Below are 13,128 nucleotides of genomic sequence, written 5' to 3' on the forward strand. Positions count from 1 at the left end.
AAAGGCAGAAAGGCCCGCCATCGCTGGCGGGCCTTTCCTTTTGTCGTGTGTGTCGACCGATTACTCGGCGTTGCGGTTCTTCAGAGCCGCACCGAGGATGTCGCCGAGCGAAGCGCCCGAGTCGGAGGAACCGAACTGTGCGACGGCTTCCTTCTCTTCGGCGATTTCCAGCGCCTTGATCGAAAGCATGATCTTGCGGTCCTTCTTGGAGAAGTTGGTGACGCGGGCGTCCACAACCTGACCGACGGAGAAACGCTCGGGGCGCTGTTCGTCGCGGTCACGGGCGAGATCGGCGCGGCGGATGAACGAGGTGATGTCCTCGTGGTTCACCAGCTTCACTTCGATGCCACCATCGTTGACGGCGATGATTTCGCACGAGACGACGGCATTCTTGCGCAGGTCGCCGGAAGCGGCGGCTTCGCCGACCGAGTCCTTGCCGAGCTGCTTGATGCCGAGCGAGATGCGCTCCTTGTCGACGTCCACGTCGAGAACAACGGCGCGAACGACGTCGCCCTTGTTGTACTCTTCGATGACCTGCTCGCCCGGACGGTTCCAGTCGAGGTCGGAGAGGTGCACCATGCCGTCGACGTCGCCTTCGAGGCCGATGAACAGACCGAATTCGGTCTTGTTCTTGACTTCGCCCTCAACTTCGGTGCCGGCCGGATGGCTGTGCGCGAAGGCCTGCCACGGGTTTTCCAGCGTCTGCTTGAGGCCGAGCGAGATACGGCGCTTGGACGGATCGACTTCGAGAACGACCACGTCGACTTCCTGGCTCGTGGACAGGATCTTGCCGGGGTGTACGTTCTTCTTGGTCCAGGACATTTCCGAGATATGGATCAGGCCTTCGATGCCCGGCTCCAGCTCGACGAACGCACCGTAATCGGTGATGTTCGTGACGGTACCGGAAATCTTCTTGCCTTCCGGATACTTGGCCTGAATGCCATCCCACGGATCGGACTCGAGCTGCTTCATGCCGAGCGAGATGCGGTGGGTTTCCTGGTTGATGCGGATGATCTGAACCTTGACCTGCTGGCCGATGTTCAGGATCTCCGACGGATGGTTGACGCGGCGCCATGCCATGTCGGTCACGTGCAGCAGGCCGTCGATGCCGCCGAGGTCAACGAACGCACCGTAATCGGTGATGTTCTTGACGACGCCGTCAACAACCTGGCCTTCTTCGAGGTTCTGGACGATTTCAGAACGCTGCTCGGCGCGGGACTCTTCGAGAACCGTGCGGCGCGAAACCACGATGTTGCCGCGACGCTTGTCCATCTTGAGGATTTCGAAGGGCTGCGGGTTGTGCATCAGCGGGGTCACGTCGCGGATCGGACGGATGTCGACCTGCGAACGCGGCAGGAAGGCAACGGCGCCGTCGAGATCGACGGTGAAGCCACCCTTGACCTGGTTGAAGATCACGCCTTCGACGCGCTCGCCGTTCTCGAACTTGACTTCGAGACGCAGCCAGCTTTCTTCGCGGCGAGCCTTCTCGCGCGACAGCACGGCTTCACCGAGGGCGTTTTCGATGCGCTCGACATAGACTTCGACTTCGTCGCCGACCTTGAGCGAGCCGTCCTTGGCCTTGGCGCCGAATTCCTTGAGCGCGATGCGGCCTTCGACCTTGAGGCCGACGTCGACAACGGCAACGTCCTTTTCGATGGCGGTGATGAGACCCTTGGTCACATAGCCTTCGGCGAGGTCGTTCTTGGCAAAGGATTCTTCGAGAAGCGCGGCGAAATCGTCACGGCTGGGATTGGTATTGGACATGGAAACTCCTGGAAACATTCCCGTTTCGGGAATGCAGGCGCCGGCGGGTTGGCGTTGATCATGGCCTGAAACCGTCCGCCCTCCTTCTGGAGGGCAACCCGGCGCATAGACGGATTGTCAGGCATTGAGGCAGCCGCTTCACGCGCTGCCCATCATTCATTTCGTCTTCAGGACGGCATCGATCAGGGACCGGGCCGCGAGAAATGCCGCCTCTATACTCATTTCGGACGTATCTAGCAAGTGCGCATCCTCTGCCGGCCGCAAGGGACTTTCCGCCCGGTTCATGTCGCGCTCGTCCCGGGTGCGGACTTCGGCGAAGATCCGGTCGAAATTGGCGGGCTCGCCCGAAGCCATGATCTCCTCGTAGCGCCGGCGCGCCCGCACTTCGGGGCTCGCCGTCACATAGAGCTTCACCGGCGCATCGGGGCAGACCACGGTGCCAATGTCGCGCCCGTCCAGCACGGTTCCGGGCGCGCGCACCGCAAAGCGTCGCTGCGCCTCCACCAGCGCCTTGCGCACGCCGGGCATGACCGCAATCTTCGAAGCGGCCTCGCCGATGGCATGGGCGGCAAGCACCGACCGGTCGAGACCGGCCAGCTCCACCTTTTCCGCAAAGGCCGTCGCCACCGCCTCGTCGTCGAGCGGCTGGCCCGCATCGAGCAGCGCCTTGGCCGTCGCCCGGTAGGTCAATCCCGTATCGAGATGATGAAAACCGTAATGGGCCGCAATCAGCCGGGACAGGGTCCCCTTGCCGGCCGCAGCCGGCCCGTCGATCGCGATGGTGAAACTCATGGCGGTTGGATCCTCGTTCATGGCCGCGCTTCTTAATCCATGCAGCGCCTCTCGGCAAATGGCTTGTCGGGAAGAAGACCGGCTCTCCCGCCCTTCGCGGCTTTGGGCCTTTGCATCGGGGGGGGCTGGCGCTTGATCCGTGGGCTGCGGTGGCCCCAGCGGATCCGGGTCGCCTTGCTGCTCCGGGTGCTCAGCATGCTCGGGTTGCTCCGCATGCGCCATCTGCTCCGGCGGCTCCGCCCGCCCGGTCTGCAGGGGCTGATCCTCCGTCCTGTGCGATCCCCGCCCTATTCTCTGCGAGGGGCGGCGGCCTGCCATCGCGGGCCTGATCTTCAAGACGGGTTCGCCTTTCCAATCCCGACGACATGCCTGCAAAATCGCCCCCTCCTTTGGCCCCTTGTGGGGGCGTGGGGAGGGGGCAGTCATGCCATGCTTCATCGATCCCGCGCTTCGTTCGAAGCCGGGTTATGCCTCATTTCCCCCCTCGGGACACGAGGGGTCGGCCGGGGCGCGGGGAGCACCTCGTATGAATTAGTTTATATGGCGCTTTCCGCGCCCCGTTTCGGCTTTATGCGATGCAACTCCGGCTTCTCTGCACCAAGCCTACGGTCCGCCGGGTATTTCGCATGCCCCCGGCGACGGGCGACCGGATTGACCGGTCTTGTTCGCACCGGATCGCTATTTTTCACGCGACCCGGCCCGTAGCAGTTTTTCGTCGTCACACAGACGGACCCCCCGTCCTTTGCGACGGGGAGCGGAAACCATTTTCTGCACCGTCTCCTCCTGCGCATCTGCGAGAGCGCAGGAAGAAAGACCGGCTCCACCTGACCGGGATCGCAGGGCCCCCGGCGTTACCAGAGCGGAACGAGGAATATTATCCCGCAGGTTTTGATGAGGGGGATGACGGGGGTGCAAATTTATCTGCGGGGGAAAACAGGGGGTTAGGGGGGAGGAGTGAGTAGGGAGTAGTGAGTAGTGAGTAGTGAGTAGTGAGTAGGCAAGGTCAGTTGCCCGCGTAAGAGCACTGGAAGCCGAACGCCAGCGGTTGTCTTTCCTCTCCCCAGCGGGGAGAGGATGCCGGCAGGCAGGTAAGGGGGCGGCAGGCGCGGACCGGAGCCATCGCGTGATTTTACGGAGATCAGAGAGCGGCAGACTCGACCGTCTCCCTCCCCCTTGTGGGGAGGGGCAGGGGTGGGGGTATACCTAGGAAATCGACGTGTTTTGATTGAAAAACGCATTGAGGCCTTCGGCCACTCTTTACGTTCCGACCCCCACCCCTAACCCCTCCCCACAAGGGGGAGGGGAATCCCGCTGTCCTGCCCAACGGCCCCCTCATCTGCCCTCCGGGCATCTTCTCCCCGCTGGGGAGAAGAGGGCATCGCCAACCTTTGCGCAAAACTCAGGATGCTGAACGCCAGCGGCGGTTCCTCCTCTCCCCCGCGGCGAGATTCGCTTGTCCGCCGAGGGAGAGGATGCCGGCAGACAGGTGAGGGGGCGGCAGGCGCTGACCGATGAAGCCGCTTGGTTTGGTGATGATCATGGCGGCAAACTCGACCGTCTCCCTCCCCACAAGGGGGAGGGGAATCCCGCTGTCCTGCCCAACGGCCCCCTCATCTGCCCTCCGGGCATCTTCTCCCCGCTGGGGAGAAGAGGGAGAGTCGCCGATGTTCGCGCAAACCACTGGAAGCTGAACGCCGGCGGCGGTTCCCTCCTCTCCCCAGCGGGGAGAGGATGCCGGCAGGCAGGTGAGGGGGCGGCAGGCGCTGACCGGAGTCATTGCGTGATTTTACGGAGATCAGAGAGCGGCAGACTCGACCGTCTCCCTCCCCCTTGTGGGGAGGGGCAGGGGTGGGGGTATGCCGAGGAAATCGACGTGTTTTGATTGAAAACACATCGCGGCCTTCGGCCACCCTTTACGCTCCGACCCCCACCCCTAACCCCTCCCCACAAGGGGGAGGGGAATCCCGCCGTCCTGCCCAACGGCCCCCTCATCTGCCCTTCGGGCATCTTCTCCCCACTGGGGAGAAGAGGGCATCGCCGACCTCAGCGCAAAACTCAGGATACTGAACGCCAGCGGTCGTCTTTCCTCTCCCCCGCGGTGAGCTTCGCTCGTCCGCCGAGGGAGAGGATGCCGGCAGGCAGGTGAGGGGGCCTCTGGCGCTGACCGGAGTCATTACGTGATTTTACGGAGATCAGAGAGCGACAAACTCGACCGTCTCCCTCCCCTCACGGCGAGCGAAGTTTGGCCGGATGGGGGGAAGGAAGCGTCCAGCAGCGACCGAAGGCGTGCGGTTTTGTTCCGGCCCGTTACCCGATCCCCGCCAGCGCGGCCCAGAAGGTGACGGTTGCGACGCCGAGGAGGGTGGAGAGGGTGATGGCGGAGGCGGCGAGGCCCTGGGCGGTGCCGAAGCGGTTGGCGATCAGCCAGGCATTGACCCCCGTCGGCACCGAGGAGGTGAGCACCATGGCCGCCGCCCATTCCGGCGAAAGGCCGATGAGATGGGCAAAGACCCAGACGCTCGCCGGCAGAAGCAGGAGCTTCAGCAGCGCGATCGTGGTGGAAAGGCCGAGATTGCCGGAAATGCCGTAGCTGCGGAGCGCCATGCCGAGCGAGAGGAGCGCGGCCGGCCCCGCAATGCCGGCAATCTGCGCGGTCAGCGTGTCGAGCATGGCCGGCAGGGCAAGCCCGCTGAAATGCACGGCCGAACCGAGAAGCAGCCCGACGATCAGCGGGTTCTGCACGAGGTTGAGGAGCGTCTGCCTGACGATCGCGACCGCACCGCGGCCGGCCACGCCGGTTTCCCGCCGCACCGCCTCTTCCATCAGCACCGTTCCCGCCACCATCATCAGGGGCAGATGGACCGCCAGCAGCACCGAGACCGCGACGATGCCCTTGGCGCCCACCACCCGCTCCACCAGCGGCAGGCCGATGAAGACATTGTTGGCAAAGGCCGAGGATACGCCGGCGATCACGCCGCTGCGCCGGTCGCGGCCGAAAAGCCGCGTCGCAACCAGATGGCCGGCCGTCCAGGCCACCGTCACACCGGCGAAATAGGCGATCCAGAGCTTCACCGGCGTGCCGGCCCCCACATCCGCATGGGCGATGGTGCGGAACAGCAGCACGGGCACGGCGATGCGGAAGACGAATTCGCCCAGCGCTTCGCCCGTCTCCGCCTTCATCAGGCCGCTCAGAACCGTGAGATAGCCGGTCAGGATCAAGAGGAAGACGGGCAGGACATCATGGATGACGGCGATCATGGGCGACCTGGAAGAGACGGAGCGGCGCGACTTCGGCCGGCACGAAGCCCGCTCCTAGCACCCGTTGCCCTGCCTCTCCAGTGCAAAGCCTGTCACCGTGACGTTTTTCCCTTTCCTCCAGGGGAAAAACCGGTAGAACCGAACCCCGGCTGACAATATGACCGGGGCTTCCCTTTGACCAAGACCACCTATGACGTTCTCACCGTCGGCAATGCCATTGTCGATATCATCTCCCGCTGTGACGATGCCTTCCTGACCGACAATGGCATCACCAAGGCGGCGATGAACCTCATCGACGCGGAGCGGGCGGAGCTGCTCTATTCGCGCATGGGCCCGGCCATCGAAGCCTCCGGCGGCAGCGCCGGCAATACGGCGGCCGGTGTGGCAAGCCTCGGTGGCAAGGCCGCCTATTTCGGCAAGGTGGCGGAAGACCAGCTCGGCCGCATCTTCACCCATGACATTCGCGCTCAGGGCGTGCACTACGCCACCAAGCCGAAGGGCACGTTCCCGCCAACGGCCCGCTCGATGATCTTCGTGACGCCGGATGGCGAGCGCTCCATGAACACCTATCTCGGCGCCTGCGTGGAGCTCGGACCGGAGGATGTGGAGCCCGAGGTCGTGGCCGAGGCCAAGGTTACCTATTTCGAGGGCTATCTCTGGGACCCGCCGCGCGCCAAGGAGGCCATTCTGGAAGCCTGCCGCATCGCCCATGCCCATGGCCGCGAGACGTCCATGACCCTCTCCGACAGTTTCTGCGTCGGCCGCTACCGGGCGGAATTCCTCGACCTGATGCGCTCGGGCACGGTCGATATCGTCTTTGCCAACAAGGAAGAAACGCTCTCGCTCTACGAGACCGGGGATTTCGACCTGGCGCTGACGAAAATCGCCGCCGATTGCAAGCTCGCCGCCGTGACCATGAGCGAGGAGGGCGCCGTGATCGTCAAGGGGACCGAGCGCACCTATGTGCCGGCAACCGCGATCCGCGAACTGACGGACACGACCGGGGCGGGCGATCTCTTCGCCGCCGGCTTCCTGTTCGGCTATACGCAGGGGCGTTCGCTTGCGGATTGCGGCCATCTCGGCTGCCTCGCAGCCGGCATCGTCATCCAGCAGATCGGGCCGCGCCCGCTGATCTCGCTGCAGGATGCCGCCGTCAAGGCAGGGCTTCTCTGAAGCCCGCCCGGGAATAGCCCGCTTTTATTTGAAGACTTCGGCCGGATAGGCGCCCCAGATCTCGCCCTGCGAGATCCAGCCTTCGGTGCCTTCGTAATCGGCCTCGCACCAGTCGCCATTGCATTCGATGAGCTTGACGACCACGCCGGGTTCGAGCCGGGCGACGAGGGGGCTTCCCTTCTGCGGGTCGTGGCGCATGTCCACAAAGACCTCGCCGCCCTTGCCGCGCATCCACGGGGCGGTGACGGCGCTGCGCTGGCCCGAGAGCAGCGCCTGGTTCACCCAGCCCTCGGTGCCATCCGCATCGCGGATCTTCCGCCAATTGTCATATTCCTGGATGATTTCCACCGGCAGGCCGGATTTCAGATACATCCACGAGACCGCATAGCTGGTGCCGGGGCCGACGCGCAGGTTGACCTTCTTCGATTTCAGGCTGACGAAGCGCGGCAGCGGCAGGCCGCTCGGGCCCTTGCTGGCGCTCTGGGCAAGCGCAGCGGCGGGCATGACCGCAAGGCAAGCGGCCAGAAGAACGGGCATGAGGCCCCGGGAGGAGATCTTTGCCAGGAATTGGAACTTGCGGCTTGCCACGGTCGTCTCGCTCTCCAAGGGGTCCCGGTCAGGCCTGCGGGCATTCCTGCCCCCGTCGAAACCGGTGCGGATCGGCCGATATCAACAGCCGTCCGCGCGGGGGCCTTTGTGTTCCCCGGTCCGTCTGCTAGAACTGGCCTTCAAGGATTGTATCGTCCTTTTTGGTTAACGAGACCTGAACGAACCGCCGAAAGCGCCATGACCCCGAAGAAAAAACCCAAGGTTTATATTACGCGGAAACTGCCCGATGCGGTGGAAACCCGCATGCGCGAGCTCTTCGATGCGGATCTCAACATGGATGACCGGCCGCGCTCCCCGGAAGAGCTGCAGGCGGCGGTGCAGACCGCCGACGTGCTGGTTCCGACCGTCACCGACCGAATCGACGAAGCGCTGATCGCCGCCGCCGGGCCGCAGCTGAAGCTGATCGCGAGCTTTTCCAACGGGGTCGACCATATCGATGTGGATGCGGCCGCGAAGAAGGGCATCACCGTCACCAACACGCCGAACGTGCTGACCGAAGACACGGCCGACATGACCATGGCGCTGATCCTCTCCGTGCCGCGCCGGCTGGCCGAGGGCGCCCGCGTCCTCACGGACAAGGGCGGCGAATGGGCGGGCTGGTCGCCCACCTGGATGCTCGGCCACCGCATCTGGGGCAAGCGCATCGGCATCATCGGCATGGGCCGCATCGGCACGGCGGTGGCCCGTCGCGCCAAGGCCTGCGGCCTGTCGATCCATTATCACAACCGCAAGCGCGTCAGCCCGGCGACGGAAGAGGCGCTGGAAGCCACCTACTGGGACAGCCTCGACCAGATGCTGGCGCGGGTGGACATCGTCTCCGTCAACTGCCCTTCGACGCCCGCGACCTTCCACCTGCTGTCGGCCCGGCGCCTCGCGCTGATGCAGCCGACCAGCTATCTCGTCAATACGGCCCGCGGCGACGTGATCGACGAGCAGGCGCTGATCGCCTGCCTGAAGGCCGGCAAGATCGCCGGCGCCGGCCTCGACGTCTTCGAGAACGAGCCGAAGGTGAACCCGAAGCTGATCAAGCTCGCGCAGGAAGGCAAGGTCACCCTGCTGCCGCACATGTCTTCGGCCACCATCGAGGGCCGCATCGACATGGGCGACAAGGTGATCATCAACATCCGCACCTATTTCGACGGCCACCGCCCGCCGAACCGCGTTCTGCCCAATCGCACCTAACCGATTGTCCGCATTGAAAAAAGATCGATTAGCCTGAAAGGGGTTAATCGATCTCTTTCACCATGTCGACGGATGTGGTGCGGTCGAAGCCCGGATGCCGGCTCTCGCCTGCCCGGACAAAGCCCCAGCGCGCGAAGAGGCGGTGGTTCTCGGTGAGTTCCACCCGGGTTTCCAGCCGCAGGCGATGGCAGCCAGCGGCCCGGGCATGAGCTTCCGCCGCCGCGAGCAATTGCCGGCCAAGGCCCCGGCCCTGCCAGGCGGGGTCGACCGCGAGCTTGCCGAGATAGAGCGTTTCCGGGCCGTCGAGACGGCAGAAGAGGCAGGCGACCGGCAGACCGTCCGGACCGTCGATCACGAAGCCGGTTTCCTCCACCGCCTTGTCGCGCAGGCGTCCCGGCGTCAGCGTGCGGGCGGAGGAGGGCGGATCGATCCGTCCGTCCATGAAGGCGAAGGCCCGGAGGATGAGCCCCAGCAGGGCCTCCATATCGTCGCGTGCGGCGTCGATGCGGCGCGGGCCGGTCATCTCATTTCGCCTTCGGCCGCCGGTAGCGGATCGTATCGAAGCGCGCCGAGAGCCCGTCATAGAGAAGCAGCCGCCCGATGAGCGGTTCGCCGGCACCCGTTATCAGCTTGATCGCCTCCATGGCCATCAGCGTGCCGATCACGCCGGTCAGCGCCCCGATCACGCCCGCTTCCGCGCAGGCGGGGATCAGGCCCTCCGGCGGCGGGGCGGGAAAGAGATCGCGATAGCAGGGGTTGAGCTCGCCGGCGGCATTGGTCTCGTATGGCTTCAGCACCGTCACGCTGCCGTCGAAGCGCCCGACGGCGCCCGTCACCAGCGGAATGCGCGCTTTCTCCGCCGCATCCGCGGCCGCATAGCGTGTCTCGAAATTGTCGGACCCGTCGATCAGGAGATCGAAGCCGGAGAGCTGCAGCATCGCCCATTCCGGTGAGAAGCGCTCGGCAAAGCGGATCACCCGCACATGCGGATTGAGCCGGGCGAGCGCGCGCGCCGCACTTTCCGTCTTTTCCTCGCCGAGGCTGCCCGTGTCGTGGATCACCTGCCGCTGGAGGTTGGAGAGCGACACCCGGTCGTCATCGGCAATGCCGAGCGTGCCGACACCCGCAGCGCCCAGATATTGCAGCACCGGCGCGCCGAGCCCGCCGGCCCCGATGACCAGCACCCGGGCGCGTTTCAACGCCTGCTGGCCCTGGCCGCCGATTTCGGGCAGCAGGATATGGCGCTTGTAGCGGTCGATCTCGGTTTCGCTCAGCCGGTCGGCGGTCTCGTTCATGGGGGAAGCCTATCCGCTAATCGCGCCGGCGGCGACGGTAAAATATTGCGCCCTGTCGCCCAGCGCATCGAAGAGCATCCGGTCGGTGCCGGTCATGAAGGCCTGGCCGCCAAGGCCGTCGATCAGGTCGAACAGCGCGGCGCGCCGTCCCTCGTCCAGATGGGCGGCGATCTCGTCGAGAAGCAGGATGGGCGCAAAGCCCGTCATCGTGCCGACCAGACGGGCATGGGCGAGGATGAGGCCGATCAGCAGCGCCTTCTGCTCGCCGGTGGAGCAGCGCCCCGCATCCATATCCTTGGCGGCGTGGAAGACGAGAAGATCGGCCTTGTGCGGTCCCTCCGTCGTGCGCCCCGCAGCCGCATCCCGGTAGCGGTTTTCCGCCAGCAGGGCCGCATAATCCTCTTCGAGGTCGGCGGCAGGCCGCGTCGCCATGCCCTCGTCGAAAAATCCGGTGAGGGAAAGCCGCGCCGAAGGAAAGGGCGCATCATTGGCCACATCGGCGATCAACCGGGCGAGAAAACCCAGCATTTCATGCCGCGCCGCGCCCATGGCGACGCCAAGTTCGGCCATCTGCCGTTCGAGGCCCGTCAGCCAGGCGGGGTCCATCCGCCCTTCGGACAGCAGGCGGTTGCGGCTGCGCATGGCGCGCTCGAAATCGCTCGCCCGCCGCCCGTGTGCGGGATCGATCGAGAGCACCAGCCGGTCGAGAAAGCGACGCCGGTCGCCGGCCGCGCCGGTGAAGAGCCCGTCCATGGAGGGCGTCAGCCAGAGCACACGCAGATGGTCGGTCAGTTCGTCGGCCGTTCTGGCCGCCGTGCCGTTGAGGCGGAGCCGTCTCGCCGTTCCCTCGTCGCGGGCTTCGGCGCCGGTGCCGATCGCCACTTCCCCTTCCATCCCCTGCACGCGGGCAAAGATGGAAAAACCGTCCCCACCATTCACCTGCGTCACCTCGGGATAGGGGGCACGGCGCAGGCCCCGGCCGGGAGAAAGCAGCGAAACCGCCTCCAGCAGATTGGTCTTGCCGGAGCCGTTGTCGCCAGTCAGCACCACATGCCGCCCGTCGAGGCTCAAGGCCGCTTCCGCATAATTGCGAAAGGCGGTCAGCCTGATTTCCTCGATGAAGACCTTTTCGGGCATGGAGAATCCGCATGGAAGGGCACGTGTCCGTGTCCTATGCCGAAGCACCGCCGCTGGCAAGCGCGGCGCTCCCTCCGGCCCCGCGCGCCAACCCTTCGTCCCGGCGCATGTCCGGAGGGAAAACCGGGGTCACGCTTTTCCCGGAAAGGCCCTGGGCCCCGCTGCCAAAGTGGATTCCCAAATCGACAGATGCGCGCTTCCGCCGTTGGGCCGAGCAAGGTGTTTGGGATGCTCTCCCTGAGCCCCTCGTCGAACTGGAGCTGACGGATGATGGGCAGGCGGCGAGGCCTCCGATGACAACGCCGTTCCTGGCTTGCTGGCGATACCGGTCGGCAAACCGAGGCTGTTCCTTGCCGACAAAGGCTATGACGGCGAATTCCTGCGCGAGGAACGCCTGATCCATGGGATCAGGCGCATCGAGGGATGTTCAACGGCCTCAAGCAAGTCCGTCGCGTTGCGACCCGATACGACAAGACGCGAAAATCCTTCTCCGCATCCCTTGCCCTCGCCGCCGCTAACATATGGTTGCCATACTGTGTCAACAGGACCTGGTTTACCGGAGTAGAAAACAGCTCCGATAGCACCTTCGCGTCCTGCTGCTGAAAGCTGCTTCACGATAGTCATAACCTCAGACGGACTGGTCGCAGCCTCAAATAGTTTTGTGGCTACTGGAACAGCAGGCATGATCCAAATCGATAAACTAATATGTTAACAACACTAGATTGTTATAAAAATCTCTCTGCTGCTCGGGTTGTATTTAGCATTAAGTGAATTGTGGAAGGCCATCAGGCTTTCTTTACTGTATATCAGTGCTTGCCTGGTGGTTTCTTTGAGCTCATCTGTTATCGGCCCCTCATGAAAGGGGGTTCGGGGAACAAAAAAGGGGCTAAAAGGATCAAAAATATAGCTAATTTTGATGCTTTCAACAGGTAATCCATCGATGAGGATTGGTGGATCGAATCGGATCGCATCCCCCCGTTGATACTCGAATTCGAACTGATCATCACCAATCCATGTTGTGATGCGTTCAAAGCTTGGATCGTCACGATCAACCAAAGGGCGTTTTATAACTCTAATGCCTGGCCACTTCTTAATCTCTTTTCCGCTGAAGGAACCTCGTTCAGTCTGACTTTCGAATGTAAATCCTTCGCGGGCGGCATCTGAAACGGAATTCGGATCAAACGATTTACGAATTTCCCAGAGCTTTTGATGAAATTGAACAACATCCTGTCGCGGGGTACGCCAGTTGTTGATGAAATGTCCGGAAATTTTGGATCGCCTACCGAAATACGTTACTGTTTCTTGAAGAATTATTCCTGCAACTTTTTCAAGAAATCGTGCGATTGTCTCCTTATCATCAACCGTCAAAGATGGGATCTCTCGATAAAACGGCGCGTTATAAGAAATCTCCTCGAGACTGATGAAGACATTTTCCGGAATGTTGTATGAATTCGGAAATCTGCTTTCAGACGAATTTGCGTCATCCCAGGTCAGAAAGCAAAAATTGATCCGCTCCTCATAGCCACGCGATTCAACCGATCCAACCGTGACTTCTCCTTCCATGAAAAACGTTTGGACCCATCTGCACGGATCATCTTGCCGACGCAAACGGGTTGTCATGCCAACCATCGCGGTAACCGAACCTTGTCCTGATTTGAAATTCCAGCTATTGCCTCTGGTGTAAGTGGACAATCGATGAGATACTTGCCAAGGAATAAGTTCCTGCCTGTGCAGCTGATCTAGGTGTTTGCGACGTTCAGCATCTTCCATTTCGACATCTTCCTGATGATATGTGCGTATGAAATGTATTACGCAATTCTGATATTATCAAGTGATCCAGGCCTGGGCCCCGCTGCCAAAGTGGATTTCCAAATCAGCAGATGCGCGCTTCCGCCGTTGGGCCGAGCAAGGCCTCCGA

At 62.9% G+C, this 13,128-nt stretch carries 10 protein-coding genes and 1 pseudogene; 3 read left to right on the plus strand and 8 right to left on the minus strand.

The window, feature by feature from the left end; translation table 11 throughout:
* Window positions 1-60 precede the first annotated feature (60 nt).
* The 3 genes from rpsA to ACT54B_RS06080 form a co-directional block, all read right to left on the minus strand.
* A complete protein-coding gene (rpsA, locus tag ACT54B_RS06070) occupies window positions 61-1,764 on the minus strand; it encodes a 30S ribosomal protein S1 (protein ID WP_476043643.1) in 1,704 nt (567 codons plus the stop codon).
* A gap of 156 nt (window positions 1,765-1,920) precedes the next feature.
* Window positions 1,921-2,577: a (d)CMP kinase gene (cmk, locus tag ACT54B_RS06075; protein WP_476043644.1), complete on the minus strand. Its 657-nt coding sequence runs from the start codon at window positions 2,575-2,577 to the stop codon at window positions 1,921-1,923.
* 2,286 nt (window positions 2,578-4,863) lie between these two features.
* Entirely contained in the window at window positions 4,864-5,814 is a 951-nt protein-coding gene (locus ACT54B_RS06080; protein ID WP_476043645.1) for an AEC family transporter, read from the minus strand.
* Between the two features lie 174 nt (window positions 5,815-5,988).
* On the opposite strand from ACT54B_RS06080, the gene ACT54B_RS06085 reads away from it, so the two are divergent.
* A complete protein-coding gene (locus ACT54B_RS06085; RefSeq protein ID WP_476043646.1) occupies window positions 5,989-6,987 on the plus strand; it encodes an adenosine kinase in 999 nt (332 codons plus the stop codon).
* A gap of 24 nt (window positions 6,988-7,011) precedes the next feature.
* Here ACT54B_RS06085 and ACT54B_RS06090 read toward each other — a convergent pair whose 3' ends face one another.
* The gene (locus ACT54B_RS06090; protein WP_476044792.1) at window positions 7,012-7,524 is read right to left on the minus strand and encodes an SH3 domain-containing protein; all 513 of its coding nucleotides are present in this window, start codon (window positions 7,522-7,524) and stop codon (window positions 7,012-7,014) included.
* A 249-nt stretch (window positions 7,525-7,773) separates the two neighbouring features.
* Between ACT54B_RS06090 and ACT54B_RS06095 the strand changes: the two genes are divergently transcribed.
* A complete protein-coding gene (locus tag ACT54B_RS06095; RefSeq protein WP_476043647.1) occupies window positions 7,774-8,778 on the plus strand; it encodes a 2-hydroxyacid dehydrogenase in 1,005 nt (334 codons plus the stop codon).
* 43 nt (window positions 8,779-8,821) lie between these two features.
* On the opposite strand, the gene ACT54B_RS06100 is transcribed toward ACT54B_RS06095, so the two are convergent.
* From ACT54B_RS06100 to recF, 3 genes are read right to left on the minus strand one after another with little or no spacing between them, the layout of a single operon-like run.
* Window positions 8,822-9,301: a GNAT family N-acetyltransferase gene (locus tag ACT54B_RS06100; RefSeq protein WP_476043648.1), complete on the minus strand. Its 480-nt coding sequence runs from the start codon at window positions 9,299-9,301 to the stop codon at window positions 8,822-8,824.
* 1 nt (window position 9,302) lies between these two features.
* Window positions 9,303-10,073 (minus strand): molybdopterin-synthase adenylyltransferase MoeB, encoded by a 771-nt coding sequence (locus ACT54B_RS06105; protein ID WP_476043649.1) that lies wholly within the window; start codon window positions 10,071-10,073, stop codon window positions 9,303-9,305.
* Between the two features lie 9 nt (window positions 10,074-10,082).
* A complete protein-coding gene (recF, locus tag ACT54B_RS06110) occupies window positions 10,083-11,210 on the minus strand; it encodes a DNA replication/repair protein RecF (RefSeq protein ID WP_476043650.1) in 1,128 nt (375 codons plus the stop codon).
* An 11-nt stretch (window positions 11,211-11,221) separates the two neighbouring features.
* Here recF and ACT54B_RS06115 point away from each other — a divergent pair.
* Window positions 11,222-11,813, plus strand: a pseudogene (locus ACT54B_RS06115) (transposase family protein).
* A gap of 114 nt (window positions 11,814-11,927) precedes the next feature.
* Here ACT54B_RS06115 and ACT54B_RS06120 read toward each other — a convergent pair.
* Window positions 11,928-12,980, minus strand: coding sequence for a hypothetical protein (locus ACT54B_RS06120; RefSeq protein WP_476043651.1), 1,053 nt, complete (start codon window positions 12,978-12,980; stop codon window positions 11,928-11,930).
* Window positions 12,981-13,128: the final 148 nt, after the last annotated feature.

Source organism: Gellertiella sp. DMC107 (assembly GCF_056313605.1).

Excerpts from the sequence above, each read along its gene's own strand:
- rpsA (WP_476043643.1), bottom strand. The coding sequence starts at position 1,764 with ATGTCCAATACCAATCCCAGCCGTGACGATTTCGCCGCGCTTCTCGAA.
- ACT54B_RS06100 (WP_476043648.1), bottom strand. The coding sequence starts at position 9,301 with ATGACCGGCCCGCGCCGCATCGACGCCGCACGCGACGATATGGAGGCC.
- cmk (WP_476043644.1), bottom strand. The coding sequence starts at position 2,577 with ATGAACGAGGATCCAACCGCCATGAGTTTCACCATCGCGATCGACGGG.
- ACT54B_RS06090 (WP_476044792.1), bottom strand. The coding sequence starts at position 7,524 with ATGCCCGTTCTTCTGGCCGCTTGCCTTGCGGTCATGCCCGCCGCTGCG.
- recF (WP_476043650.1), bottom strand. The coding sequence starts at position 11,210 with ATGCCCGAAAAGGTCTTCATCGAGGAAATCAGGCTGACCGCCTTTCGC.
- ACT54B_RS06120 (WP_476043651.1), bottom strand. The coding sequence starts at position 12,980 with ATGGAAGATGCTGAACGTCGCAAACACCTAGATCAGCTGCACAGGCAG.
- ACT54B_RS06080 (WP_476043645.1), bottom strand. The coding sequence starts at position 5,814 with ATGATCGCCGTCATCCATGATGTCCTGCCCGTCTTCCTCTTGATCCTG.
- ACT54B_RS06095 (WP_476043647.1), top strand. The coding sequence starts at position 7,774 with ATGACCCCGAAGAAAAAACCCAAGGTTTATATTACGCGGAAACTGCCC.
- ACT54B_RS06105 (WP_476043649.1), bottom strand. The coding sequence starts at position 10,073 with ATGAACGAGACCGCCGACCGGCTGAGCGAAACCGAGATCGACCGCTAC.